Origin of the sequence: Mycobacterium sp. E3251 (assembly GCF_001666835.1) — a bacterium.
In the GTDB taxonomy this organism is placed as follows: Bacteria; Actinomycetota; Actinomycetes; order Mycobacteriales; family Mycobacteriaceae; genus Mycobacterium.
Window position 1 is genome coordinate 34,563 of sequence record NZ_LZJF01000192.1, and the last position, 25,061, is coordinate 59,623.

At 68.0% G+C, this 25,061-nt stretch carries 25 protein-coding genes and 1 tRNA gene; 4 read left to right on the forward strand and 22 right to left on the reverse strand.

Annotation, left to right across the window (positions count from 1 at the left end; genetic code table 11):
• Window positions 1-11: 11 nt before the first annotated feature.
• On the reverse strand, window positions 12-914 hold the full coding sequence (locus tag A5697_RS23835; protein WP_068012261.1) for an alpha/beta fold hydrolase: 903 nt from the start codon (window positions 912-914) through the stop codon (window positions 12-14).
• 219 nt (window positions 915-1,133) lie between these two features.
• On the opposite strand from A5697_RS23835, the gene A5697_RS23840 reads away from it, so the two are divergent.
• The 3 genes from A5697_RS23840 (at window position 1,134) to A5697_RS27450 (ending at window position 4,752) form a co-directional block, all read left to right on the forward strand.
• Entirely contained in the window at window positions 1,134-1,952 is an 819-nt protein-coding gene (locus A5697_RS23840) for a hypothetical protein (protein ID WP_068012234.1), read from the forward strand.
• A 249-nt stretch (window positions 1,953-2,201) separates the two neighbouring features.
• The gene (locus tag A5697_RS23845; RefSeq protein WP_068012235.1) at window positions 2,202-4,184 is read left to right on the forward strand and encodes an alpha/beta hydrolase; all 1,983 of its coding nucleotides are present in this window, start codon (window positions 2,202-2,204) and stop codon (window positions 4,182-4,184) included.
• On the forward strand, window positions 4,150-4,752 hold the full coding sequence (locus A5697_RS27450) for a hypothetical protein (protein WP_231972165.1): 603 nt from the start codon (window positions 4,150-4,152) through the stop codon (window positions 4,750-4,752). Before A5697_RS23845 ends, A5697_RS27450 begins: the two co-directional genes overlap by 35 nt.
• Before the next feature lie 124 nt (window positions 4,753-4,876).
• On the opposite strand, the gene A5697_RS23850 is transcribed toward A5697_RS27450, so the two are convergent.
• The 10 genes from A5697_RS23850 to A5697_RS23895 form a co-directional block, all read right to left on the reverse strand.
• A tRNA-Pro gene (locus tag A5697_RS23850) sits at window positions 4,877-4,950 on the reverse strand.
• A gap of 60 nt (window positions 4,951-5,010) precedes the next feature.
• Complete coding sequence (locus A5697_RS23855; protein WP_068012236.1) at window positions 5,011-5,754, reverse strand: IclR family transcriptional regulator; 744 nt, start codon at window positions 5,752-5,754, stop codon at window positions 5,011-5,013.
• Window positions 5,751-6,581 (reverse strand): cyclase family protein, encoded by an 831-nt coding sequence (locus A5697_RS23860; RefSeq protein ID WP_067948531.1) that lies wholly within the window; start codon window positions 6,579-6,581, stop codon window positions 5,751-5,753. The genes A5697_RS23855 and A5697_RS23860 overlap by 4 nt, the downstream gene beginning before the upstream one ends.
• A gap of 11 nt (window positions 6,582-6,592) precedes the next feature.
• Complete coding sequence (locus A5697_RS23865) at window positions 6,593-7,381, reverse strand: SDR family NAD(P)-dependent oxidoreductase (protein ID WP_156673425.1); 789 nt, start codon at window positions 7,379-7,381, stop codon at window positions 6,593-6,595.
• A 201-nt stretch (window positions 7,382-7,582) separates the two neighbouring features.
• On the reverse strand, window positions 7,583-8,983 hold the full coding sequence (der, locus tag A5697_RS23870) for a ribosome biogenesis GTPase Der (protein ID WP_068012238.1): 1,401 nt from the start codon (window positions 8,981-8,983) through the stop codon (window positions 7,583-7,585).
• On the reverse strand, window positions 8,980-9,651 hold the full coding sequence (cmk, locus tag A5697_RS23875) for a (d)CMP kinase (protein WP_197501100.1): 672 nt from the start codon (window positions 9,649-9,651) through the stop codon (window positions 8,980-8,982). The genes der and cmk overlap by 4 nt, the downstream gene beginning before the upstream one ends.
• Window positions 9,648-10,391, reverse strand: coding sequence for a pseudouridine synthase (locus A5697_RS23880; protein ID WP_068012239.1), 744 nt, complete (start codon window positions 10,389-10,391; stop codon window positions 9,648-9,650). The genes cmk and A5697_RS23880 overlap by 4 nt, the downstream gene beginning before the upstream one ends.
• Entirely contained in the window at window positions 10,391-11,086 is a 696-nt protein-coding gene (gene scpB, locus A5697_RS23885; protein WP_068012240.1) for an SMC-Scp complex subunit ScpB, read from the reverse strand. The genes A5697_RS23880 and scpB overlap by 1 nt, the downstream gene beginning before the upstream one ends.
• A complete protein-coding gene (locus A5697_RS23890) occupies window positions 11,087-11,902 on the reverse strand; it encodes a segregation/condensation protein A (protein ID WP_068012241.1) in 816 nt (271 codons plus the stop codon). It lies immediately after the preceding gene.
• A complete protein-coding gene (locus A5697_RS23895) occupies window positions 11,899-12,762 on the reverse strand; it encodes a ParA family protein (protein ID WP_067944342.1) in 864 nt (287 codons plus the stop codon). The genes A5697_RS23890 and A5697_RS23895 overlap by 4 nt, the downstream gene beginning before the upstream one ends.
• Before the next feature lie 323 nt (window positions 12,763-13,085).
• On the opposite strand from A5697_RS23895, the gene A5697_RS23900 reads away from it, so the two are divergent.
• Window positions 13,086-13,838, forward strand: a complete 753-nt coding sequence (locus A5697_RS23900) for an O-methyltransferase (RefSeq protein WP_068012242.1) — start codon at window positions 13,086-13,088, stop codon at window positions 13,836-13,838.
• A gap of 8 nt (window positions 13,839-13,846) precedes the next feature.
• On the opposite strand, the gene A5697_RS23905 is transcribed toward A5697_RS23900, so the two are convergent.
• From A5697_RS23905 to A5697_RS23955, 11 genes are all read right to left on the reverse strand, one after another.
• Window positions 13,847-14,641 carry a HugZ family protein gene (locus A5697_RS23905; RefSeq protein ID WP_068012243.1) on the reverse strand — a complete coding sequence of 265 codons (795 nt, stop codon included), beginning with the start codon at window positions 14,639-14,641 and terminating at the stop codon, window positions 13,847-13,849.
• Between the two features lie 37 nt (window positions 14,642-14,678).
• The gene (gene xerD, locus A5697_RS23910; RefSeq protein ID WP_067944347.1) at window positions 14,679-15,620 is read right to left on the reverse strand and encodes a site-specific tyrosine recombinase XerD; all 942 of its coding nucleotides are present in this window, start codon (window positions 15,618-15,620) and stop codon (window positions 14,679-14,681) included.
• Window positions 15,617-16,240 carry an NUDIX hydrolase gene (locus A5697_RS23915; protein WP_067944349.1) on the reverse strand — a complete coding sequence of 208 codons (624 nt, stop codon included), beginning with the start codon at window positions 16,238-16,240 and terminating at the stop codon, window positions 15,617-15,619. The genes xerD and A5697_RS23915 overlap by 4 nt, the downstream gene beginning before the upstream one ends.
• Window positions 16,233-17,984 carry a CTP synthase gene (locus A5697_RS23920; protein WP_067944351.1) on the reverse strand — a complete coding sequence of 584 codons (1,752 nt, stop codon included), beginning with the start codon at window positions 17,982-17,984 and terminating at the stop codon, window positions 16,233-16,235. Before A5697_RS23920 ends, A5697_RS23915 begins: the two co-directional genes overlap by 8 nt.
• Window positions 17,985-18,105: 121 nt before the next feature.
• Window positions 18,106-19,050, reverse strand: a complete 945-nt coding sequence (locus tag A5697_RS23925) for a copper transporter (RefSeq protein ID WP_068012244.1) — start codon at window positions 19,048-19,050, stop codon at window positions 18,106-18,108.
• Window positions 19,051-19,059: 9 nt separating this feature from the next.
• The gene (gene steA, locus A5697_RS23930) at window positions 19,060-20,241 is read right to left on the reverse strand and encodes a putative cytokinetic ring protein SteA (protein ID WP_068012245.1); all 1,182 of its coding nucleotides are present in this window, start codon (window positions 20,239-20,241) and stop codon (window positions 19,060-19,062) included.
• 113 nt (window positions 20,242-20,354) lie between these two features.
• The gene (gene recN / locus A5697_RS23935) at window positions 20,355-22,112 is read right to left on the reverse strand and encodes a DNA repair protein RecN (protein ID WP_068012246.1); all 1,758 of its coding nucleotides are present in this window, start codon (window positions 22,110-22,112) and stop codon (window positions 20,355-20,357) included.
• Entirely contained in the window at window positions 22,113-23,036 is a 924-nt protein-coding gene (locus A5697_RS23940) for an NAD kinase (RefSeq protein WP_067944359.1), read from the reverse strand.
• Window positions 23,033-23,836, reverse strand: a complete 804-nt coding sequence (locus A5697_RS23945; RefSeq protein WP_068012247.1) for a TlyA family RNA methyltransferase — start codon at window positions 23,834-23,836, stop codon at window positions 23,033-23,035. Before A5697_RS23945 ends, A5697_RS23940 begins: the two co-directional genes overlap by 4 nt.
• A gap of 8 nt (window positions 23,837-23,844) precedes the next feature.
• Window positions 23,845-24,027 carry a hypothetical protein gene (locus A5697_RS23950; RefSeq protein ID WP_067944363.1) on the reverse strand — a complete coding sequence of 61 codons (183 nt, stop codon included), beginning with the start codon at window positions 24,025-24,027 and terminating at the stop codon, window positions 23,845-23,847.
• Between the two features lie 23 nt (window positions 24,028-24,050).
• Window positions 24,051-25,061 (reverse strand): HAD-IIA family hydrolase, encoded by a 1,011-nt coding sequence (locus A5697_RS23955; RefSeq protein ID WP_068012248.1) that lies wholly within the window; start codon window positions 25,059-25,061, stop codon window positions 24,051-24,053.

Genomic DNA, 25,061 nt, shown 5'->3' on the forward strand with positions numbered 1-25,061 from the left:
CGGCGAGGCGTTCAGCCTGCCGCGACGCGGTCGATGTGGGCGAGGAAGTGCGTCAACACCGCCTCGGGTGCCTCGAGTTGCGGCCAGTGCCCGATGTCGTCGGCGAGCATCACGACATTGGGTTCGGGAATCACCTCGGCATAGCGGCGCGCCATGTGCGCGCCGGAGTTGGGGTCGATGGGCCCGTCGATCAATCGCATGGGAACCGCGGTCTGCCGCATGGCGCGCACCCACCGGTTTCGGTGTGCGTAGCGATCGTTGATGAACCGGCCGACTTTGTGCAGCACCCGCCGGCCATCGTTGTAGTCCAAGATCTGGTTGAACACGTCCATCATGTGCCGGGTCGGCTTGGTGTTCGGGCCGAACATTTCGCGCAGCGTGGGCTCCAGCAGCCGACGGGACACCGGACTGCTCTGCACTTGACTGAAGACGTCGCCCAACGGCGTGCCCGACATCAGCTTCTGCGCCATTCTGGGCTTGTATGCCTCGACAAACATTCCGCCGTTGAGCCAGGTGATGGAGTCGATGCGCAGCGCGCCATAGGCTTGCTGACCGAATTCGTGACGGGCCAGCATCTCCTGGCACACGGAATCACCTATGTCGTGGGCCAGGATGTGCGCGTTGCTGATGTTCAGGTGGGACAGCAGGGCTTCGTGCATGTCGGCGTGGTCGCCCACCGAGTACTCGTAGGCCACCGGTTTGTCGGAGAACCCCATGCCGATCATGTCGGGGGCGATGACGGTGAACCGTTGCGTCAGCGTGGGCCAGATCCGCGCCCAGTCAAAGGAATTGAACGGATAACCGTGGATCAGCAGCAGCGGCGGTCCGCTGCCCTCGATGCGGTAGAAGATGTCGAAGCCGAGGTAGTCGAAGTGGTCTCCGGCCGCCAGCCAGCGTTGCAGTTCAGCGTCCATGACAGTCATCATCCTTCGCCGGTGAGCGCGTCGCACGACAACCTTTTCGGTTGTCGCCACGGGGTGGCCCGCGATGCGTCCGAACAGCTTGCGGGACAGGGCGCCTCAGCGTGGCGTTCTTCCCGGCGTATTGCCGGCCGGAGCCGAGGCTATTCTCCGCCGGGCGAGGCGCCATAGGATAGCCAGCATGCGTCGCCGTGTGCCGAGCCCGACTTTGTGATGGCAATTACCAATACCGAGCTCAGCTTCCTGCTAGAGGCGTCGCGCCGCGGCCTGCTTCCTCAGCAAGGCCGCATCCTTGAATTCGGCGAAGCCGAGACCATGATCGATGTGGCGCAGGCGATCCCGATCCTCCTCGAAGAAGGGCCGCGGCGCGACGCGTTGCTCGCCGAGCCGGCGCCGGACGGTATGCCGCAGATCTATGCCGACGCCAAACGCATCTACCGAGCCCTGTTCGACTTCCGCAGCTACAACGCCATCGATCTGCTCCCGCCCAACGACTATCGTCTGCAGCAGGATCTCAACCTGCCCTTCGACCTTGGGACACGGTTCGACGTCTGCATCAACAACGGCACGAGCGAGCACGTCTTCAATCAGGCCAATTGCTACAAGGCGATTCATGATCACACCGCCCCAGGCGGCGTGATGATCCACTGGACACCATGCCTGGGATGGATCGACCACGGCTTCTACAACATCCAGCCAGGGTTCTTCCACGACCTGGCCACCGCGAACGGCTACGAGATCCTGCTAGCCGTCCTGTCGAGCGACACCATGATGATGCCGATAATCCCCGGCCAAATCACCGCCGAGTTCGTCGGCGCCAATCCGGGCATCCGGGACAGCCTCGCCTGCGCCGTCCTGCGCAAGACCACGGATGAACCTTTCCGCTTTCCCTTGCAGGGGGTCTATTCCTTTCTCAAGGAACTGACGGACCGGGTAGAAGCGAAACGTATGGCGCATGTGATGGCGCCCAGCTCCGGCGAGGCAGGACAGCAACCGCGGCGGCCCGACGATCCTACTGCCATCGGGTCCTAGACATAGGCTTCGCGTATGCGCGACCTTGGGGTATCGATGGTGAGCTTCGGCTAGTAGCACGCGCGGGGTTCGTAGCCCGGGAATTGAGTTGCCATACCCCGAGTACCCAGCTGATCGATCAATTACTAGACGAGCGGTCATGGTGGCAACTCGACGGGTGCGACCTCGCTCGACCGAGCCCTTTTAAGCAAGAGCCCTAGTAATGTCCAGCGATGTGGGTGACCGAGACGCCAAGTATCGGACGACTCGATGCAGCTGAAGTATCTCACCATCGCCGAGCTGGTTGCGGGGGCCGGCGGTGATCCGTGGGAGGTCAACCGGACTCTGCAGGCTGGTAGCCCGGCCCAGATTGAGCGTCTGGCCGAAGGCTTCCACGGCGCTGGACGCTCTACCGCCGAGGCCGAGCATGCATTTGCTCAGGCCCAGCAACGCTTCAACGCTGCCTGGAACCACCAAGACGGCAGCCCAAGCCCAATCAACAGCTCCGATGAAGTGCAGCGCACGATCAAATCGCTCGGCGCGCAGTCTGAGCAGTTGCCGAAGATCGGCGCTGACTTGGAAAATATCGCCGCCGCGTTGGCCGAGGCGCAAAAGGGCGGTGCCGCCGAAATCGCCGCGTTGGAACGTCAGTTACAGCTGCTCGACAAGATCATCGGCGCGGCGACCCAGGACCTCCAAGATCCCGCGCTCGACGCGAAGTCCAGGAGTGAACTCCAATCGTTGATCAATGACGCCAAAGCCGACGCCGTCGATGACACCCGGGATGCTCTCCATCAGCTCAACTCCATACGTAACGGCTACTCGACGACGTTGCAGAAGTCACTGGGCAATTTGCATGCCGAAGGCTTTGACCCCAAGCCTCTCGCACCGGTGGACGCGCAGGGCGAACCCGAACAAATCCAAATCCCCCCGCCGACCACCAACCCCGAAGACGTGAAGAAGTGGTGGAACTCGCTTAGCCAAGAGCAAAGAGACCAGCTGATCGCGCAACACCCGAAAGAACTCGGCAACCTCAACGGAATCGACGCTATCCCCCGCGATGCGGTCAACCAGGCGGTCATGAACGATGACATCAACCGGGTCGAGGCCGCCGCCCGGCAGCACGGTCTGTCACCGGACAACCTTACCCGGGACGCACGCGGCAACCTCGACAACGACCTCTTCACCAATCCCGGGAAATATGGGCTCACAGCCACCGACGTAACGCGGTACCGCAACGCCGTGAAAACCCGCGACGGTCTCGAATACGACCGGGCACACAACACCGACGGCTCAAGACCGGTGATGCTGTGGGCCTACGACCCCGAAGCCTTCAACGGCTGGGGCAAGGCAGCAATTGCCATCGGCAATCCCGACTACGCCCGCAACACCGCCGTCATCGTGCCCGGTACCGGCAGCAGTGTGTATCAGGGATGGATGTCTGGCCACGATGACGCCATCAACCTCTACGACCAGTCCCTGGCAGCCGATCCCAGCCATCACTACACCTCCGTGATCGCCTGGATGGGGTACGAAGCACCGCACGGCTTCGGCGATATCCAAGGCGTCAGCACTCCTGGCCTTGCACGGTCAGGCGGGGACCTGCTCGCCGCCGATGTCAACGGCCTCTGGGTCACCCACAACAGCCTGACGCCCGAGCACATCACCGTAATCGGACATTCCTACGGCTCAACCACAGTCGCAGACGCCTTCGCTCACAGCAGCATGCACGCCAACGACGCGGTACTACTCGGTTGCCCCGGAACCGATCTGGCCCACAGCGCCGCCGACTTCCATCTCGACGGAGGACATGTCTACGTCGGAGCAGCGTCCACCGACCCGGTCAGTTGGATCGGTGAAGGCAGCGGCATGCCAGAACAGTGGCTCAAACAAAAGCTCAACGATCACGGCATACCCATACCGTTAGATGCCGGTCTGGGCCGAGACCCGGCGGGCGAGGGCTACGGCTCGATCCGCTTTCATGCCGAAGTCATGGGCTCTCAAGACATCAACCGCCACGACCATTCCCACTACTACGACATGGGCAGCGAGTCGCTGCGCAGCCTCACCGATATCGCAAGCGGCCACTCCGGCCAGCTACAACAGGATGGGTTAATTGCCGATGGCCGACGCCAGCCCCACATCGGGCCATTCCGGATACCGGGTATACCGGCCTACATCGATCCAGAACACGACCGTCCGCGCACCACGATCCAAAATGACCACCAATACCTCGGCTACCGACCGCGATGACGACCGCGACGCGCCCTGGTGGGGACTACGGGTCTTGTTGCAGGCATTGGCGCTACTCGCATTGGGAGGGTGTTCTTTCGTGAATCCACATCGCCAGGACATTGACCATCCAGCCAACCCGCTGTCCGATCAACAGACACGTGACCAAGTCATCGAGCCCGCCAAGCAAATTGCCCAATACGCTCAACTACAAGATCCCGCAGGTCGTTTCGACTACTCGTCCTGCAATGACCAAGGTGATCCGCCCTACAGAGGCGTCGTATCAATGAGTTTCACCCTGCCAAACGGCCAGACTGACGGCCCACCATCCACCGCCGACCCGAATACATTCTTTCAGCGAATCGCTGCGACGATGGTGGCCCACGGATGGAACGACGGCCCCCCACCCGATTGGCATTCATACGGTCGTGTTCTGAATAAGGATGGGGTCGTCGCGGTCATGACGCAGGACCCCGCCAGTGGCAGAGGGAAGCTCCAGCTATACGGAGAATGCCGCAACATGACGAATCATCGACTAGACGGCCCGGATGCTGGCTTCAGAATCGATGATCAACTTAGGAGCGGATAACTCCGCTGACGGTTGGCCACCCCTGTCGCCATACGCGCATTCTATTCGCTCGTTGGCGTGACTTTTGGCGTCAAACCGTCCAGGACAAGCTATTCATCCAGGCTAAAACAAGCTCTGACCTGCGTCGGGCTGACAGGATTTGAACCTGCGACCACTTGACCCCCAGTCAAGTGCGCTACCAAACTGCGCCACAGCCCGGATGCCGCCCGCATCGGCGGCAGCAGGTCGAAAGCCTACCGCAGACGACCCGCCACTCCGCTAATCGACCTTCCCCAACCGGGCGGCCACGTCGTCGACCCAGTTCAGCAAGGCGCGGGCCAGTTCGGCCTCGCGGCCGTAGAACCGCTGGGCCGGCACGGGCACGCTGACCGCGACCGCGTGCCCGGTCACGCCTTTGAGCGCCGCGCCGACAGCGCAGACGCCCTCGGTCTGCTCCTCGCGGTCGTAGGCGACGCCCTCGGCGCGAACCCGCTCGAGCTCCTTGCGCAGCGCCGCCGGGCTGGTGATGGTGTTCGGGGTGAGCGGCGCCAGCCGGCTCGGCAACTGCTCGGGCGGCAAGCCGGCCAGCAGGGCCTTCCCGTTGGCGCAGCAGTGCAACGGAAACGACTCGCCCACGGCGCTGATCGCGCGCAACCGGTGCGGCGAGACCACCTGGTCGACGAACGTCGCGCGGTCCCCGTCCAGGATCGATAGGTCGACGGTCTCCCCCAGCTCCCGTGACAACTCCTCCATGAACGGGTGCACGTCCATCACGACGCCGAGGCGCACGGTGGTGGCCATGCGCGCGATCTCCGGCCCCAGCCGGTACCCGGCGCGGCCCCCGCGTGTGGCGACCAGGCCTTCGTCCTCCAGCGCGTTGAGGATCCGGCTGACCGTGGAGCGCGCCATGCCCAGCCGGTCGCCGATCTCGGCCTGGCTGAGCCCGCCCGGGTGCGCCTGCAGCAGCCGCAGCATCTCGGCAGCGCGGGCGATGACCTGAATGCCGGCGCCGTCGGAACTCACGCCGCCTCCCCCGTCTCGATCCGGTAGCTGCCGGTGGGGTCGACGATCGCCACCAGCCGCACAATGCAGCCGTCGCCGCCCACCCAGCGCCACGGAAACGCCGCGAAGGTGACGCGCTTGCCCGTGACCTTGTCCAGGTCGCCGCCGACGTTCTCAAAGCCGTAGATCCCCTGAGACAGGATCGCGCGGTGGCACGGTTCCCACTCCGGGAAGTCGTCGAGCACTCGGCGACCGGTCTGCTCCTCGTATTCCTTTACCGCCCAAGGCAATAGACCGCCGGTGTGTTCGGCGGGGCCGTGCGGCCCGATCGAGGTGGCGAGCGGATGATCCAGCGCCTGGGTGTCGGTGCCGACGGCCTTGACGCCCTTGGCCGCGAACCATTCGCCGGCGTCCTTGTAGAAGCCGGGCGAGTAGGCGTAGTACTCGGCGCTGTCGGCGTACTTGTGATGCCAACCGGTGTTGACGATGACGATGTCGCCGGGCCGGATCTCCGGCGTGGCATTCTCCAGGTCCTCCGCGGTGACCACTCCCCACTTCCCCTTGGGGATCGACACCACGACGCCGGTGCCGAAGAAGGCGCTCAACGGGATCTCGTGCAGGAATGGCGTGCCCTCGACCACATGTGCGGGCGCGTCGATGTGCGTACCGGAATGCATTACGGTGGTGACCTTTTGGGTCAGCACCCGGCTCCTGGCCATGTTGTGCAGGCGCTCGATCTTGACGTCCTCGAAGTACGGCCAGGCCGGCACCCCGTGTCCCCACGGGTGCGACAGGTCGTAGAACTCCAGCTTCGACTCGGCCTCGCCGAGCGGCCAGTTCATGCTCATCGCGGTTCCTTTCAGCAGGCCGTGTATCCGCCGTCCAGGTACATCACCTGGCCGGTGTAGAAGCTCGACGCGTCGCTGAGCAAGTAGATCAGCGCGCCGACGAAGTCTTCGGGTTCGGCGAAGCGGCGCAACGGGATTCGGGCAAACATCGCTTCGCGGGTGGCGCGGCCCTTCTCGTCGTCGGCATACATCCACTCCGTGAGCTCCGAACGGAAAACCGTTGGGGCGAGCGCGTTCACCCGAATGCCCGCGGCGCCCCACTCGGCCGCCAGGCTTTTGGCCAGCAGGTCGGTGGCGCCCTTGGACGGGCAGTAGGCGCTGTAGCCGGCGGAGTGACCGAGCGCGCCCCGCACCGACGAGACCAGCACGACGCTGCCGCCGGTTCCCTGTTCGAGCAGCGCGCGCCCGGCCGCCTGGCAGACCAGCCAGGCGCCGCGCGCGTTGGCGTCCATCACCTTGTCGAAGTCCTCGACGGCCATGTCGGTGATGGGTGCGACGTGGTTCATGCCCGAGGCCACCAGGACGCCATCGAGCCGGCCGTGCCGGGCGAGCGCCGCCTCCACCATGGCGCGGGCGTCGGCCGGGGTGTCGGGGCGGCGGGCAACCACCGCGGCATTGTCGATATCGAGGTCGTCCAGTTTTGCGGCGTTGCCGCCGGTCAGCGTCAGCCGGGCCCCGACGCCGGCCAGTGCCCGGGCCGCGACGCTGCCCAGCGCGCCGGTGGCCCCGGTGACCAGGATCGACTTGCCTTCGACGCTGAAGCGCGCGGCGGTGGGCGCTTCCTGTTCGACGTTCACGATGCCTCCGAATCCCGCATTGCGGTTCTACTAACCCGCTATACAAGAAAAATACGGATGGGCCAGAGGCAAAGTCAACACAGTATTCCTGTGATGTAGCTTTCATATCCCGCATCGTGGAACAGCGACGGAATTGATATCGCCGGTGCTATCGAATTCGGGAATCCTCGATTGGTCCGGGAAGGCCACCCAAGGCGCCGAAGCTCAGCGCCGCTTGGCTCCCCGCTTTTCGCGCACCCGCACGTTGATCCGGATCGGGCTACCCTCGAAGCCGAATGCCTCGCGCAGCCGCCGCTCCAGGAAGCGCCGGTAGCCGGCCTCCAAGAACCCCGTGGTGAACAGCACGAACGTCGGGGGGCGGGCGGTGGCCTGGGTGGCGAACAGGATGCGCGGCTGCTTGCCCCCGCGCACGGGCGGCGGCGTCGCCGCCACCACCTCCTTGAGCCACGCGTTCAACGGGCCCGTCGGGATGCGCATATCCCACGATGCCAACGCGGTCTCCATCGCGGGCACCAGCTTCTGCACCGCGCGGCCCGTCCTGGCGGAGATGTTGACCCGCTGCGCCCAGCGCAGCTGCACCAGCTCGCGGTCGATCTCGCGCTCCAGCAGCTCGCGCCGGTCCTCGTCCACCAGATCCCACTTGTTGAAGGCCAACACCAGGGCGCGGCCGGCCTCGATCACCATGGAAAGCACCCGCTGATCCTGCTCGGTCAGCGGCTGCGAAGCGTCGATCAGCACCACCACCACCTCGGCCGAGTCGATCGCCGAGTGGGTGCGCACCGAGGCGTAGAACTCGTGCCCGCTGGCCTGGCCGACCTTGCGCCGCAGGCCCGCGGTGTCGACGAATCGCCACACCTTGCCGCCCAGTTCGATCAGCGAGTCCACCGGATCCACGGTCGTCCCGGCGACGTCGTGCACCACCGAGCGCTCGTCCCCGGCCAGCTTGTTCAGCAGCGAGCTCTTCCCCACGTTGGGTTTGCCGACCAGCGCGACGCGTCGAGGGCCACCCGGTGCGGGCACCGCCTCCGACACCTCCGGCAGCGCGGCCAACACCTGGTCGAGCAGGTCGGCGACGCCGCGGCCGTGGATCGCGCTGACGGCGTGCGGCTCGCCGAGGCCCAGCGACCACAACGCCGCCGCGTCCGCCTCGCCCTTCTCGCTGTCAACCTTGTTGGCCGCCAAGAAGACTGGCTTGCCCGAACGCAGCAGGATGCGGGCGGCGGCCTCGTCGGCCGCGGTGGCCCCGACCGTGGCGTCGACCACCAGGATCACCGCATCGGCGGTCCGCATCGCCACCGACGCCTGTTCGGCCACCAACTGCTGCAGACCCTTGGCATCGGGCTCCCATCCGCCGGTGTCCTGCACGACGAACCGGCGGCCCGTCCAGAGCGCGTCGTAGGACACCCGGTCGCGGGTCACCCCGGGAATGTCCTGCACCACCGCCTCGCGCCGGCCCAGGATCCGGTTGACCAGCGTCGACTTGCCGACGTTGGGCCGCCCCACCACCGCCACCACGGGCGCGGGGCCGGCCTCGGCCAGCTCTTCGAGCCCGGATTCGACCGATTCCCAATCGCTTTCGTCGGTCCAGGTGCCGTCGGACGTCACCGTACGGCCCCGCTTCGCTGCTGGACCAGCTCCAGCAGGTGGTCGATCACCTGCGCCTCGGTCATCTCGCTGGTGTCGACGACCACCGCGTCGGGCGCGGCGCGCAGCGGCGACACCGCCCGGGTGGAATCCAGATGATCGCGCCGACGGACGTCGGCCAGCACCGCGTCGTAGTCGCCGGCCAGCCCGGCCGCGACGTTCTGATCGTTGCGGCGCCGCGCGCGGGTTTCGGCGGACGCGGTCAGAAAGATCTTCACGGGCGCGTCGGGCAGGACGACGGTTCCGATGTCGCGTCCCTCGACGACGACGCTTCCAGTCCCCCCGGCCATTTCGCGCTGCAGCCCGACGAGGCGGGCGCGCACGGCCGGAACCGACGACACCGCCGACACCGCGCGGGTGACCTCGTCACCGCGGATCTCGACCGAAACATCCTCTCCGGCAAGGAAGTAGCGATCGCCATCCACCGACAGCTGTGCCGTCGACCCGATCCGCCCGACCGCTTCGGCGTCCGCCGGATCGATGCCCGCGCGCAGCACCGCCAGTGTCACCATCCGGTACATCGCCCCGGTGTCCAGGTAGCGGGCGCCCAGCGCCCGCGCCAATCCCCTTGACACCGAAGACTTTCCGGTCCCAGCGGGCCCATCAATGGCAACGATCACAGCGCTCACAGGCCAACCGCCTTATACAGTTGGCCGACCTCGCCCTGGTTCAAGGCCCGGAAGCTGCCCGGCCGCTGCTTGCCCAACGACACCGGTCCGATGTCAGTGCGCACCAGCGCCTCCACCGGGAAGCCGACCGCGGCCAGCAGCCGGCGCACGATGCGATTGCGCCCTTCGTGCAACACCACGCGCACCAGCGTCTTGCCCGGAATGGCGTCCACGACCGCGAATTCGTCGACGCGCACGGGGCCGTCGTCCAATTCGATTCCCGCCCTGAGTCTTTTGCCCAGCCCGCGCGGCACCGACCCGGTCACCGTCGCCAGGTATGTCTTGGGCACCTCGTGGGAGGGATGCATCAGCCGGTGCGCCAGCTCGCCGTCGTTGGTCAGCAGGATCAGGCCCTCGGTGTCGGCGTCCAACCGCCCGACGTGAAAGAGGTTCTTGTTGCCGCGCACCCGGCGTTCCACCAGGTCGCCGATGCACGGCCGGCCGCGATCGTCCGACATGGTCGAGTGCATGCCCCGCGGCTTGTTCAGCGCCAGATACACCAGCGACTCGTCGAGGACCACCCTGGCGCCGTCGACCTTGATCACCGAGGCGTCGGGGTCCACCCGGGTGCCCAACTCGGTCACCACCTGCCCGTCGACCTCGACGCGGCCGTCGATGATCAACTTCTCGGCGGCCCGGCGCGACGCAATTCCGGCTTGGGACAACACCTTCTGCAGGCGGATCCCCTCAGTCTCGACCATCAATCCTGGTCCACGTCGAACGTCAGTGCCTGCTCGGGCGCCTGACCGCCCGACAGCTTGATGAAACGCGGCTCGCTGTCCAGGGATTCGCTGAGGTCCTCGATCGTGTCGACGTCGGGCAGCAGCGGGGCGATGTCGGGAAGGTCGGCGAGCGAGGTCAATCCCAACCGCTCCAGGAACAGGTCGGTGGTCGCGAACGTCACCGCGCCGGTGTCGTCGTCGACGCCGGCCTCGGTGATCAGGCCGCGCGCCAACAGCGTGCGCATGACGGCGTCCACGTTGACGCCGCGGACCGCGCTAACGCGCGCCCGGGTCACCGGCTGGCGGTAGGCCACCACGGCCAGGGTTTCCAGCGCGGCCCGGGTCAGCTTGGACCGCGCGCCATCCAGGAGCAGCTTCTCCACGTACGGCGCAAACTTAGAGCGGGTGTACATCCGCCAGCCCTCGCTGGTTTGACGCAGGTCGATGCCGCTGCCGCGTTCGGTGAGTTCGTCGGCCATCTGCTGCAGCCGGGCAGCGACGCGGTAGACGGGTTGCTGCGTGGCCGAGCCCAGCGCCTCGGCGGTGACCGGCGTGTCGACCACCAGCAGCAGCGCCTCCAGCACGGAGCCGAGTTCCTCGGCGTCCATGGGCGTCGCCTCGGCGATCTCCGGGATACCCGCGTCGAGATCGACGTCGGGCTCGTACTCAGTCATCTATTCGTCCCGCACTTCTACCAAGGCTTCGCTGGCCGGACGTTCCCCGGTCCAAGAAATCTGGAGCACGCCAAGGGGCTCCGACTGGTCGAATGCTACCGCCCGGCTCCGATACAGCTCGAGCAGCGCCAGGAAGCGCCCGACGACCTCCATCGGCGCCTCGCAGTCGGCGACCAGCTCGGAAAACGTCGCCCAGTGCCCGCTGCCGCGGGATTCCAGGATCGCCAGCAACTTCTTGGCCTGCTCGGGCACCGAGACGGCCACCTCGTGCAGGTGCCCGATGGCCACCGTGGGCACGGGACGCGGGCTGAACGCGATCGCGGCGATCTGGGCGAACCGTTCGGCGTCGACCCCCAGCATCACCTCCGGCAACAGCTCGGTGAACCGGTCCTCCAGCGCCACGGCGCGCGGGTAACTGCGCAGCGCCGTGGCCTCCAGCTCGGCGAACATCTCCGCGACGTGCTTGAACGCGCGGTACTGCAGCAGCCGGGCGAACAGCAGATCGCGCACCTCCAGCAGCGCCAGGTCCTCTTCGTCGTCGATCTGCCCGGCCGGCAGCAGCCGGGCGGCCTTGAGGTCGAGCAGGGTCGCGGCGACCACCAGGAACGCGGTCGTCTCCTCCAGGTCGAGCTGGGAGCCGATCTCGCGGGTGTAGGCGATGAAGTCGTCGGTGACCTGGTGCAGCGCCACCTCGGTGACGTCGAGGCGGTGGGCGAAGATCAGCTGCAGCAGCAGATCGAACGGCCCCTCGAAGTTGGTCAGGCGGACTTGAAAGCCGTTCTTGGGTGGCGCCTCACCATTTGCGCTGGCCGTCACGCGCCGAATCGGTCGATGAACTCGCGGGCCAGGGCGCGGTAGGCCACGGCGCCCGTCGAGCGCGGGGCCCAGGTGGTGATGGGTTCGCCGGCCACGCTGGTCTCCGGGAATCGGACGGTTCGGGTGATGACGGTGTCGAACACGAGGTCGCCGAACCGCTCCACCACGCGGGCCATCACCTCGCGCGAGTTCACGGTGCGCGGGTCGTAGCGGGTCAGCAGGATGCCGCTGATTTCCAGCTTCGGGTTGAGGCGGTCGCGCACCTTGTCGACGGTGTCGGTCAGCAGCGCCAGGCCGCGCAGCGAGAAGAACTCGCACTCGGTGGGTATCACCACGCCGTCCGAGCAGGCCAGACCGTTGACGGTGAGCAACCCGAGCGACGGCTGGCAGTCGATCAGGACGTAGTCGTAGCGGTCCAGCACCGGATGCAACGCCCGGCCCAGCGTCTGCTCCCGGCCCACCTCGTTGACCAGCTGGATCTCGGCGGCGGACAGGTCGATGTTGCTGGGCACCAGGTCCAGGTATTTGATCCGGGTCTGCATCAGCACGTCGTCGATCGAGACGCGCGGCTCGACCAGCACGTTGTGGATGGTCTTCTCCAGCTCGTAGTGCGGCACACCGAGCCCGGCGGACAGCGCGCCCTGCGGGTCCATGTCCACCAGCAGCACCCGCCGGCCGTATTCGGCGAGCGCGGCGCCCAGGTTGATCGTCGACGTGGTTTTCCCGACGCCGCCCTTCTGGTTGCACATCGCGACGACCTGGGCCGGGCCGTGCGAGGTGCGCGGCTGCGGTTCCGGGATCGCCCGCGGCGGCCGCCCGGTCAGACCGAGCTCGACGCCGCTGTCCGGCTGCTCAGTCATGGCGGGGGTGTTCGGGAGGTGAACATCGACCGAAAGTCTAACGGGTTCAAGCGCCGAAGCCGGGCGACCCGCAGGGCGTTTCACCTGCGAATCTCACCGAATTTGCGCTGGTAGCGCGCCTGGCGGCGGTAATTGTTAACAGCAGTCACACCAGCACCACTGGGGCGGTGGTGGGCGGTTTTCCAACTTGATATCGCGGGCGATATCACGGCGGTGGGCGTCGCGCCGAGATTGCCGTGCGGGCTGTGATTCCGGTGCCGCGACGACCTTGGCGACAATCTGGGCGCCCGCTGCCCGGCGCCCGCCCGCACTACTGTGGCGTCATGGACCTGAAGCGACGAATTCCCCTGCTGCGATGGTCGGTCTGGCGGATGGCGACGGGCGCGCGCAACATCACCACGACGGGTCAGATCGGCGACGGACGCGAGGCCGCCGCGGTGGACTACGTCCTGCGCAACGCCAAGGCCGGCGACATCGACGACGTGCTGGCCACCATCGACAGGTTCGCCTACGAGAAGTCGATGCTGATCAACGTGGGCGACGAGAAGGGCCGGCTCCTCGACGCCGCGGTGCGCCGCGCCGACCCGGCGGTGGCGCTGGAGTTGGGCACCTACGTCGGATACGGCGCGCTGCGCATCGCCCGCGCCGCCCCGAACGCCACGGTGTACTCCGTCGAACTCGCCGAGGCCAACGCCGCCAACGCCCGGCGCATCTGGGCCCACGCCGGCGTCGCCGACCGGGTGACGTGTGTCGTCGGCACCATCGGTGACGGCGGGCGCACCCTGGACGCGCTGGCCAACGAGCACGGGTTCGCCTCGAGCGCCCTCGACTTCGCGTTCCTCGACCACGACAAGGACGCCTACCTCGACGACCTGCACAGCATCATGGCGCGGGGCTGGCTGCGCCCGGGCGCGATCGTGGTCGCCGACAACGTCCGGGTGCCGGGCGCGCCGAAGTACCGCGAGTACATGCGCCGGCAGCAGGGCAAGCAATGGAACACCGTCGAGCACAAGACGCACCTGGAATACCAGTCGTTGGTGTCCGACCTGGTGCTGGAGTCCGAGTACCTGGGTTAGGTAGGCACTCAGCTTTCGGCCGCGTGCGCCAAATCCGCTGTGGCCGAACGCAATTGATCGGCGGAGTCCAGCCGCACCGGAAAGCCCACCCTGGTGTAGGCCACCCCACGGGGCGTGTGCACCCGCAGGTCCAAGCCGTAGCGGTCGACGCCGGTGCAGACCGCACTGTCGGTGTCGGGGTAGCCGCCGAACGCCCGGGCCATCGCCGCGAGGGCGCCGGCGTGGTCGGCGTTGAGATGGGCGATGGCCCGGACCGCAGCGGGCGCAACCGGATCCGGCGAGGCGGCGGCATACTGTTCGCCGCTGGCCGAGTCCATTCGGCCATACCCGCCTACCCAACGCACCCGCTGAACTTTGAGCACCCACAACGTGAAGTCGCTGAAGTCGAGGTAGTAACGCGCAGCCGGCACCGCATTCAGGTAAGCCGCCCGAGCGGCGTCCCGTTCGGTGTCCGGCTGGCCGACCACGCCTGCCAACGTGATTCGATGGCCCGCGAGTGGATCGGGGTTGCTGGTCGCCCCCACGATCGACAGGCTGGCTCTCGGCTCGGCAGCCAAGTTGCGGCCGTGCTCGGCCAAATTCGAGACGCAGAGCACGGGCATCCCACCGAGCAGTCCATAGGCCACCAATGACGCCCACGGGTCGCCTTCGGCGGTCAACGTGGCGAGTGTGGCGGCATTGGTAGCGGCGGCGATCGTGCGGGCCTCCTCCGCCGCGGACGGACGAGCGGAGTTGGTCGGGGGCCGCAACGGCTGGGGCATCGAAGGCGCGCCGCCGGGGTCGCCATGATCGCGAATCGCCACGAATACGAGGTTACCGCAGCAACATTGGCGATCCCGATTACTGCGCGCGCGGATGCGCTTCCGCCCACACCTCGCGCAGCGCGTGCACGGTGACCATCGTGTAGATCTGGGTCGTCGTCACCGAGGCGTGGCCCAGCAACTCCTGCACGACGCGCACGTCGGCGCCGCCCTCGAGCAGGTGGGTGGCGAACGAGTGCCGCAGCATGTGCGGCGACACGCCCGACGTGATCCCGGCGCGCTCCGCGGCGTCCTGCAGGACCTGCCACGCGCTTTGCCGCGACAGCCGGCCGCCGCGCACATTGAGGAAGATGGCCGGTATGCCGCGGCCGCGGCGGGCCAGGTCCGGTCGGCCACGCACCAGATAGGCGTCCAGCGCGTGCACCGCGGGCCGCCCGATCGGCACCAGCCGCTGCTTGCCGCCCTTGCCGCGCAGCAGCACCGACCTGGCCCGGGTATCGACGTCGTCGACGTCGAGGCCGACGGCCTCGGAGATGCGCGCCCCGGTCGAATAGAGAAGCTCCAGCAGCGTCCGGTTGCGCAGCGTGAGCGGGCCGTCGGACGCGCTGTCGCCGCCCGCGCCGTCCAGCAGCGCCAGCACCTGGTCGATGGTCAGACTCTTGGGGAGCCGGCGGCCCGGGGTGGGCGGGCGGACCGCGCGCGCCACGTCCAGCTCGGCGAGGCCTTCGGCCGCGGCGAATCGGTGTAAGCCGCGCACCGCGATCAGGGCCCGTGCCGCCGACACCGCGGACAGCGCCGGGCTTCCCGAGTCGGGGTCGCCGCGACGCAACGCCACCAGAAATTCGCTCACGTCGTCCTCGCCCACCTTGGCGATGTCGTGAATCCCGCGGTCCGACAGGTGCTTGGCGTAGCGGCGCAGGTCGCGCCGATAGGAGCTGAGGGTGTTCGCCGCGACGCCCCGTTCGATCGTGAGGTGGTCGAGGTAGCCCTGCACTTGGGTGTCCAGGGCCACCGTTGTCATTGGGTGGCCTTCCGTGCGACGAACGCCGTCGGCTTGTCGGCCCACGGGCTGTCCACCGGCCGCGGCTCGGCGACGCCCTCGGTTACCACGTGAGCGGCCAGAATCCCGGCAATCGCAATGGAATTCACGATCTCACCGCTGAACACCTGGCGGACCGCCTCGGCGACGGGAACCCAGCGCATCGTCATGTCGGCTTCCTCGTGATGTGCCTCCGGGCGCTGTACTTCGGTCAGCTCGGTGGCCAGATACACCCGCACCGATTCGTCGCTGAAGCCCGGCGCGGAATTCAGGTCGACCAGCACCTGCCATGTGCCGGCCCGCAGGCCGACCTCCTCCTGGAGTTCACGGGCCGCCGTCTGCTGCGGCGGCTCCCCCACCACATCCAGCAACCCGGCCGGCAGCTCCCACAATCGCCGGCCGAACGCGTGGCGGTATTGGTAGACCATCGCGATCTCGTCGTCTTCGCTCAACGCCACAATGGCGACGGCCCCGTAATGCTCGACGACTTCGCGAATCGCGGTGGTACCGCCCGGCATTCGGACCTGGTCACTGCGCAGCGCGAAAATCTTTCCCGTGTACAGCGTTTCGGATGACGCCGTCTCGAAATCGTGTTCAGCCACGGGCAGCGGGCTCAGGCAACGACTGGCTGACGCCGTCCCGCTGCTGGTTGCCGTTGGAGCCGTGCTCGGGAATCTCCACCGGCAGCAGCTCGCCCGACTGGTAGTCGAGGGCCGCCCCGACGAACGCGACGAACAACGGGTGCGGCCGGGTGGGCCGGCTCTTCAGCTCCGGGTGGGCCTGGGTGCCGACGATGAACGGATGCACCTCCGGCGGGTATTCGACGAACTCCACCAGGTGCCCGTCGGGTGAGGTTCCGGAGAACCGCAGGCCGCTCTCGGCGATCTTGTCGCGGTAGGAGTTGTTGACCTCGTAGCGGTGCCGGTGCCGCTCCGACACCTGCGTGGTGTCGTACGCCCGCGCGACGATCGAATCCGGCTGCAGCACGGCGGGATAGGCACCCAGCCGCATGGTGCCACCCAGGTCCGCCTGGCCCGCCACGATGTCGACCTGGTCGGCCATCGTGGAGATGACCGGATCCGGTGTCTCGGGGTCGAACTCGGCCGAGTTGGCCCGGTCGAGCCCCGCCGAGCGCGCGGCTTCGATCACGATGCACTGCAGGCCGAGGCACAGGCCCAGCACCGGCAGCCCGCGCGAGCGCGCGTAGCGGATGGCGCCGATCTTGCCCTCGATCCCGCGGATGCCGAAGCCGCCGGGGATCAGCACGCCGTGCACGTCACCCAGGGCCGCCGTCGCGCCCGCCGCGGTCTCGCAGTCGTCGGAGGCCACCCATTGCATCTCCACCTTGGCGTGGTGCTTGAAACCACCGGCGCGCAACGCCTCGGTGACCGACAGGTAGGCGTCGGAGAGTTCAACGTACTTGCCCACCAAGGCAATCCGTACGGTTTCGTGCGGCTCGTGCACCCGGCGCAGCAGGTCGTCCCACTCGGTCCAGTCGACGTCGCGGAACGGCAGGTTGAGCCGGCGCACCACGTACGCGTCGAGTTCCTCGCGGTGCAGCCGCTTCGGGATGTCATAGATCGACGGCGCGTCCGGGGTGGAGATGACGCCGTCGATGTCGACGTCACACATCAGCGCGATCTTGTTCTTCAGCGCTTCGGGCACGTCCCGGTCGCAGCGCAGGATCAGCGCGTCCGGCGTGATACCGATGCTGCGCAGCGCCGCCACGGAGTGCTGGGTGGGCTTGGTCTTGAGTTCGCCCGACGGAGCCAGGTACGGCACCAGCGAGACGTGCAGGAAGAAGACGTTCTCCCGGCCCAGGTCGTGGCGGACCTGGCGCGCCGCCTCCAGGAACGGCTGCGACTCGATATCGCCGACGGTGCCGCCGATCTCGGTGATGACCACGTCCGGGCGGTTGCCCTGGGCGTCCGGCTGGGCCATCGCCAGGATCCGGCTCTTGATCTCGTCGGTGATGTGCGGGATCACCTGCACGGTGTCACCGAGGTATTCGCCGCGGCGCTCCTTGGCGATGACCGTCGAATACACTTGGCCCGTCGTGACATTCGCCGAGCCGGACAGGTCGCGATCCAGGAACCGCTCGTAGTGGCCGACATCGAGGTCGGTCTCGGCGCCGTCCTCGGTGACGAACACCTCGCCGTGCTGGAACGGGTTCATGGTGCCCGGGTCGACGTTGAGGTAGGGATCGAGCTTTTGCATCGTCACGTACAACCCGCGGGCCGTCAGTAGCTGACCGAGGCTGCTAGCGGTAAGACCCTTGCCCAGAGAGGACGCGACGCCCCCGCTGACGAAGAGGTGCTTGGTGGCGGTTTGCGGGTGCTTTCGCACAGGCGGCCTCCGTGAAGACGGGCAGGGCGTCGAATGTTCTAGCGAATAACTAGTTGGGCCTGCCGACCCACGGAAACCCACCCTAACATCCACGACCGAAGTGTCGCGGCGAACACGCCCGCTACTGAGGCACCGTGATCGATGTCGCGCCGTGACCGGTGCCGTACTGACCGGCGTGGCCGCCGTTCATCAGGTCGTGCAGGCCCAGCACCGCGGTGATGCGGCCGGGCGCGGTGTCGACGTCGTCGACGGTGCTGACCGCCGAGTTCATTCCGGCGTCGGCGCGCGTCACGGCGACCGCGGCGCCGCCGGTCGCCGAACCGTCCCGCCCGGCCAGCAGGGTGCCCGAGCCGTGCGGCGCCAGCGCGGCGGCGAGCCGGGCGACGCTGACGCCCTGATTGCCGGCGTCCTGGGGAAGCGCGCCACCGGTGACGACCAGCGCGGCATTTGCCGCGCCCAGGTGATCGCTCGGCTGATAGGTGATGAAACCCGTGTCGCGCAGCGCCGCCAGCACGGTGTCGCGCTGCGGCTCGTCGACCGGCGGGATCGCCGGGTTGGCGTTGATCAGCAGCGCGATGCCCATCAGGTCGCCGGCCTGCGAGCCCTGGTCGACGAGCTTGGTGCTCAATTGCTGACCGGCGGGCAGAATCGACGAGTTCACCACGGTCTGCAGCTTCTCCGCGGAATTGGCCTCGACGAATTCGCTCGTCAACGACACGGTTCCGGTCACCGCGCCGCCGGCCTGACCGATGAACTTCGACACCGCGGCCACGTCGTCGTCTTTGGCGTCCGGGGTACGAAACACCACGACCGACTTGCCGGCGAGCGCGTCGTGCACGATCCGGCCGACCAATTGGGTGTCGAAATTGTTTGCCGCGCTGAGCTTCTCATTCAGCACGTTCTTCTGGTCGTTGAGCCCGTTGATCTGCGTGTGCAGGTCCCGCTTCTCGTCACGCAGGCTGGACAGCAGGGTGTCGGACAGGAAACCGGATCCGAGCACGACTCCCACGGCCAACGCCAGAAACACGGCGGCCAGCGATAAAGCGTGTTGGCGTAGCGAGATCATCTTCGGCCCCTAGCTCACCAAGTGCTGAACCCAGAGCGAGAAGTGGTTCCAGTAGTCGGTGACCCAGTGCAGCACCAGGCCGTCGGTGCGGGACACCCACAGGGCGACGATGACGGCGATCAGCATCGTCAGCGCCAGCAGCGCGATGGCGCCCGCCGAGATGTGGTTGCGGTACAGCGTGGCCACGGCCTTGGCGTCCACCACCTTCTCCCCCACCCGAAGCCTGGTCAGGAACGTCGAGGGGTTGCTGTGCGCACGCGTCCGGTCGAAGAACGTCTCGATGTTGGCGGTGTGGCCGGCGGTCACGAGCAGCGCGGCGCCGTGGTGATCGGCCAGCAGCAGGGCCAGGTCGATCGCCGAGCCCGCGGCCGGGAATGTCATCGCCCCGACACCGAGGTCCTGGATGCGCTCCAGACCGGGCGCGTGGCCGTCGGCGTCGGCGGGCAGGACGACCTGGGCGCCGCACTTGAGGGCGTCGGCACTGATCTGGTCGGGGTCGCCGACGATGACCTGGGGGCGATAGCCCGCCTTGCGCAACACATCCGCGCCGCTGCCCACGCCGAAGAGCACCGGCTGATACTCCTTGATGAACGGCTTGAGGGACTTCAGGTCCTCCTCGGCACTGGGCTCGTCGGCGACGATCACCACGTGCCGGCGGCGCAGGTCGACGTCGATGTCGGGAATGCCGATGCCGTCGATCAACAGCGGGCTTTCGCTCTTGATGAACTCGATCGTGTTGCCGGCGAAGGCCTCCAGGTGCGCGGACAGGCCGCTCTTGGCCTCCCGCATCAGGTCGGCAATGTCGTGATCGGTGCGCTCGGTGCCGCGGACCAGCCTGCGGTCGCCGGAGTACACCCCGCCCTCGTGCAGCCGGATCTTGGCGCCGTCCTTCACCTTCTTGAAGATGTCCGGCCCGGTCTCGTCGATCAGGGTGACCCCGTTGTTGACCAGCACCTCCGGGCCCATGTTGGGGTAGCGGCCCGAGACCGACGGCGAGGCGTTGACGACCGCGGCGATATCGGCCTCCACCAGGGCGTCCGCCGTGATGCGGTCCAAATCCAGGACGTCGAGCACCACGATGTCGCCGGGGCACACCCTGCGCAGCAATCGGTCGATGTTCCGGTCCACCCGGGCGGTGCCGACAAGCCCCGGCCGGGCGGTGTTACGGGTTAGCAGGCCTGACATCTTCATGGGGGCGATTCTGTCGGTGATGCAAGGAGGACGCGTGGAGGCGCGCCGTAACACCAGCCTCAGAAGTTATCTAGAGTCCCATTAGTCACATCTGTATTAAGGGTTCCCGACGGTTAGATCTCATCCTTCTGCGCCGCGTCGAGCAGTTCGCGGGCGTGCGCACGGCCGCTGTCGGATTCGCCCAGCCCGGCCATCATCCGCGCCAATTCGGCGACGCGCTCGTCGCCGGCGACCCGCCGCACCACGCTGGTCCCCTTGGGCCCGGCGCTGTGCACCACCAGGTGCACGTCGGCGTAGGCCGCGACCTGCGGCAGGTGCGTGACCACGATGACCTGGTGGGTGCGCGCCAGCCGCGCCAACCGCCGCCCGATCTGCACCGCGGCCCGGCCGCCGACGCCGGCGTCGACCTCGTCGAACACCATGGTGGTGCCCGCGGCGGAGGCGGCCAGCACCACTTCCAGCGCCAGCATCACCCGGGACAGTTCGCCGCCGGACGCGCTCTTGGCCAGCGGCAGCTGGTCCATCCCGCGGTGCGCCGCGAATCCGAACTCCACCTCATCGACACCGTCGGCACCGGCGCGGGCCAGCTCGCCCGACGGCAGCACGAGCGCGGCCGGGTCGTCCTTGTCGGCGGCCGCGTCGTTGCTGACGTCGATGGTGAACTGCGCGTCGGCCATCGCCAGCCCGGACAGCTCGGCGGTGATCTCCTTGGCGAGCCGCTTGGCGGCCTTGCGCCGGATGCCGCTGAGATCGACTGCGGCTTGGGCCAACTCACGCGCGAGCTCGTCGACGCGGGCGGCCAGCGCCGTCAGGCCTTCCTCGGAGACGTCCAGCTGGGCCAGCCGTTGCCGCGACTCCTCGGCCCAGCGGAGCACCCCGTCGACATCCGCGGCGTACTTGCGGGTCAGCGTGCGCAGTTCGGCCTGCCGGGCCAGCTTGGCTTCCAGCGCGCTGGCGTCGACCGGCAGCTCGTCCAGGAAGCCACTGAGTTCGCCGGCCACATCGGTGACCAACGTGAGCGCCTCACCGACCTGCCCGGCCAGCGGCCGGAGCTTCGCGTCGTCGGTCGATTCCAGGGCGGCACGGGCCCGCCCCAGGCTGTCGGCGGCGCTATTTCCGGAGGCGTCCGCGTCGTCGGGCGCCCCGGAGAGCGCCGCGTGCGCGGTGATCGCGGCCTCGCGCAGCGTGTCCAGTTCGGAGAGCCGCACGATGTCGGCGACCAGCGCATCGTCCTCGCCCGGTTGCGGGTCGACCGTGTCAATTTCGTTGAGCGCGAAGGTGAGTCGGTCGGATTCGAGGGCGAGCTCGCGCATGCGGTTCCGGCGGTCGACGAGGTCATGCCGCGCGGCGAGCCAGGCGTCGCGCAGTTTGCGATAGCGCTCGAGCGCGGGGCCGGCCTTCGCGAACCGGTCCAGCGCGCCGCGTTGCTCCTCGGGCCGCATCAGCCGCAGCTGGTCGTTCTGCCCGTGCAGGGTGAGCAGCTCCGCGGTGAAGTCGCCCAGGGACTTGGCTGGCACGCTGCGACCCCCGAGATAGGCCCGCGACGGCCCGTCGCGGCTGACCGAGCGCAGCGCGATCACGCTGCCGTCCTCGTCGCGCTCCGCTCCCGACGCGTCCAGCATCTCGTCCAGCAGCGCGACCGCGGCGTCCTCGAGATCCGTTGTGACGAAACGGCCCTCGACGACGGCGCGGTCGGCGCCCGATCGCACCCGGGTCGCATCGGCGCGGGCGCCCCCGAGCAGGTGCAGCCCGGTCACCACCATGGTCTTGCCGGTGCCGGTCTCGCCGGTCAGCACGGTCAGGCCGCGATCGAACTCCCCGACCGCCGCGCTGATGGCCCCCAGCGACTCGATGCGGATTTCGGTCAGCATCTACTTTCCACGCCAACCGGTGACCGGCAAGCGGAACTTTCGCACCAAACGGTCGGTGAACGGCGCGCTGTCCAACCGCGCCCATTTCACCGGTGTGTCGCAACGCCTTACCTCGATCCGGCTGCCGGCCGGGATCAGCATCTCGCGGCGGCCGTCGCAGAACACCAGGGCGTCGTGACCGTCCGCCTCGATCTCGATCGCGATGGTCGCGTTGGGGCTGGTGACCATCGGCCGGCCGAACAGCGCATGAGCGTTGTTGGGCACCACCAGGATTGCCTCGAGGTCCGGCCATAACACCGGGCCGCCCGCGGAGAACGCGTAGGCGGTCGACCCGGTGGGCGTCGACACCAGCACGCCGTCGCACCCGAACGCCGACACCGGCCGCCCGTCGATCTCGACGACCACCCCCAGTACGCCCAGTCGCGGACCCTTCTCCAGGCTGACCTCGTTGAGCGCCCATCCGTGCTCGATTTCGCGACCGCCCGCGCGCACGACCACGTCCAGCGTCAGACGGTCTTCCACCCGATAGTCCTTGGCGACAACGTGATCCAGCACCCTGTCGATGGCCTCCGCCTCGGCCTCGGCCAAAAAACCGATTCGCCCCAGGTTGACGCCCAGCACGGGGATCCCGGCGTTGCGGGCCAGTTCGGCCGCGCGCAGGAACGTGCCGTCACCACCGAGCACCAGCACCAGTTCGCAGCCTTCGGCGGCCTGCGGGTCCGCGTCGACCACCTGGATTTCCACGCCCATCGCCCGGATGTCGTCGGGGGCCACCTGCAGCGACCCGCGGTCGACCGCCTCGGCGGATAGGACGCGGAGCCCGATATCGTTGTCCCCCAACACTTTCTGTACGCGCGCCGCTGTGTCGGTGGCTTCTTCGCGACCGGTGTGGACCACCAGCAGCACGGTGCGATGCTCGCTCATTGCGGCCCCTCGTCTACGGCGCGCCGCACCGCTGCCACCAGCTCGTCGTCCGTCAATCCGGTCTGGCCGCGCAGCCACAGGAAGTATTCGACGTTGCCCGACGGGCCGGGCAGCGGGCTTGCAGTGACCCCGACGGTGTGCCAGCCCAGCTCGCCGGCGCGCCGTGCCACCGCGAGCACGGCGTCGGCACGTAGGGCGGGGTCGTGCACCACTCCGCCGGCGCCCACCTGGCCCCGGCCCACCTCGAACTGCGGCTTCACCATGGGAACGATATCCGCAGTGGGGGAAGCACATCCAGCCAGCGCGGGCAGCACGGTGGCGAGCGAAATGAACGACAGGTCGGCCACGATGAGGTCGACCGGCCCGCCGATCGCCTCGAGGGACAGGTCGCGGGCGTTAGTTCGCTCGACGACGACCACCCGCGGGTCGCAGCGCAGCGACCACGCCAGCTGCCCGTATCCGACATCCACAGCGACCACCTCGGCGGCCCCGCGATCCAGCAGAACCTCGGTGAATCCACCCGTCGACGCCCCCGCGTCCAGGCAGCGGCGACCCGCCACCGGAATTCCAAAGGTGTCCAGGGCGCCGATCAGCTTGTGCGCACCGCGGGAGACCCAGCCCCGTTCGCCGTCGTCGGCGACGGTCAGGGCCGCGGTGACGGCGACGGCCGTGCCCGGCTTGCGGGCCGGCAGGCCGTCGATGCTGACCCGTCCGGCGCCGATCAACTCGGCCGCCTGCTGGCGCGATCGCGCGAGTCCGCGCCGAACCAGCTCGGCGTCGACGCGGGCGCGGCGAGACATGCGCGCACTCAGCCCTTCTCCGCCGACTCCAGCGCGGCAAGCAGCACGTCGTGCGCCTCGGAAAGGCGGCGGGCTATGTCTTCGAGCTCCGTGAGCGACGGGTTCCCGGGGCTTTCCGGAGCCCCGGGCTCGGGCAGCCGGGCCAGCAGGGCGTCGATTTCGGCACGAATTTGTTCGGGATCGGTAGTCATTGCGCTCTTACGGTAGTCATCCGTCAGTCGCTGCGCACCAAAGACCAGCGTTGCAACGCGGCACGGGCCCGGTCGTCGGCCGCCTCGATGCTGATGGGCCGCCCGTCCGAGCGCGCACCCCAGACCGCGCTGGCGACCGCCCGGACGATCGAGAGCCCGTCGCCGTCGTCGGGGCCGTCGCCGCGGACGATGACCGCCCGCTCGTCGACGTCGACACGCCAGCCCGGCTGCGGCCCGACCGCGAGCTGGTCGCCGTCGGAGTGCAGGGCGCGCAAGTCGTGGCCGATGTAGGTGGGCCGGTGCGCGGGGTCGGCGTACACCGCGTCCCGGGCCGAGCTGACGCCGGTGAGCACCATCAGGCTGGGCAGGTCGGCCGCGTTGGCGCCCTCGATGTCGGTGTCGAGCCGGTCGCCGACCACCAGGGGCGCGCGGAAATCACCGCGCGCCGCCGCGTCGGTCAGCAGCCCGGGCGCCGGCTTGCCCGCGACCTGGGGCTCGGCGCCGGTGGCCGCGCGCAGCGCGGCGACGAAGGAGCCGTTCCCGGGTAGCAGGCCCCGCTCGGTGGGCAGCGTCGGATCGATGTTGGCCGCCACCCACAACGCGCCGGACCGAATGGCGAGCGCGGCCTCGGCGAGGTCCGGCCAGCCGATGGTCATCGACAGGCCCTGGACGACCGCGACCGGCTCATCGTCATACCTGCGCACCGGCCGCAGCCCGACCGTCTTGACCTCGTCGGCCAGCGCGTCGGTGCCCACGATCAGCACCGGTGACCCCGCCGGCAACTGGTCGGCCAGCAGCCGGGCCGCGCTCTGCGCGCTGGTGGCGACGTCGTCGGCGGTGGCGGTGAAGCCGAGTTCGGTCAGGTGCGCCGCGACCTCGGCGGCGCTGCGCGACGCGTTGTTGGTGACGAAGAACGCGCGGCTGCTCACCTCGGCCAGCGCCTGCACCGCACCTTCGGTGGGTTTGCGGCCGCGAAACAACGTCCCATCCAGGTCGAGCAGCAGGCAATCGTATTGGCTTGCAACGCTGGTCAT

Excerpts from the sequence above, each read along its gene's own strand:
- A5697_RS23840 (WP_068012234.1), top strand. The coding sequence starts at position 1,134 with ATGGCAATTACCAATACCGAGCTCAGCTTCCTGCTAGAGGCGTCGCGC.
- A5697_RS23940 (WP_067944359.1), bottom strand. The coding sequence starts at position 23,036 with ATGAGCGAGCATCGCACCGTGCTGCTGGTGGTCCACACCGGTCGCGAA.
- A5697_RS23845 (WP_068012235.1), top strand. The coding sequence starts at position 2,202 with ATGCAGCTGAAGTATCTCACCATCGCCGAGCTGGTTGCGGGGGCCGGC.
- A5697_RS23950 (WP_067944363.1), bottom strand. The coding sequence starts at position 24,027 with ATGACTACCGATCCCGAACAAATTCGTGCCGAAATCGACGCCCTGCTG.
- A5697_RS23835 (WP_068012261.1), bottom strand. The coding sequence starts at position 914 with ATGGACGCTGAACTGCAACGCTGGCTGGCGGCCGGAGACCACTTCGAC.
- A5697_RS23860 (WP_067948531.1), bottom strand. The coding sequence starts at position 6,581 with ATGAGCATGAACTGGCCGCTCGGCGAGGCCGAGTCGAAGCTGGAGTTC.
- A5697_RS23925 (WP_068012244.1), bottom strand. The coding sequence starts at position 19,050 with ATGATCTCGCTACGCCAACACGCTTTATCGCTGGCCGCCGTGTTTCTG.
- xerD (WP_067944347.1), bottom strand. The coding sequence starts at position 15,620 with ATGACAACGGTGGCCCTGGACACCCAAGTGCAGGGCTACCTCGACCAC.
- A5697_RS23900 (WP_068012242.1), top strand. The coding sequence starts at position 13,086 with ATGGACCTGAAGCGACGAATTCCCCTGCTGCGATGGTCGGTCTGGCGG.
- A5697_RS27450 (WP_231972165.1), top strand. The coding sequence starts at position 4,150 with ATGACCACCAATACCTCGGCTACCGACCGCGATGACGACCGCGACGCG.
- scpB (WP_068012240.1), bottom strand. The coding sequence starts at position 11,086 with ATGACTGAGTACGAGCCCGACGTCGATCTCGACGCGGGTATCCCGGAG.
- A5697_RS23945 (WP_068012247.1), bottom strand. The coding sequence starts at position 23,836 with ATGTCTCGCCGCGCCCGCGTCGACGCCGAGCTGGTTCGGCGCGGACTC.
- A5697_RS23880 (WP_068012239.1), bottom strand. The coding sequence starts at position 10,391 with ATGGTCGAGACTGAGGGGATCCGCCTGCAGAAGGTGTTGTCCCAAGCC.
- steA (WP_068012245.1), bottom strand. The coding sequence starts at position 20,241 with ATGAAGATGTCAGGCCTGCTAACCCGTAACACCGCCCGGCCGGGGCTT.
- A5697_RS23895 (WP_067944342.1), bottom strand. The coding sequence starts at position 12,762 with ATGACTGAGCAGCCGGACAGCGGCGTCGAGCTCGGTCTGACCGGGCGG.
- A5697_RS23955 (WP_068012248.1), bottom strand. The coding sequence starts at position 25,061 with ATGACCAGCGTTGCAAGCCAATACGATTGCCTGCTGCTCGACCTGGAT.
- recN (WP_068012246.1), bottom strand. The coding sequence starts at position 22,112 with ATGCTGACCGAAATCCGCATCGAGTCGCTGGGGGCCATCAGCGCGGCG.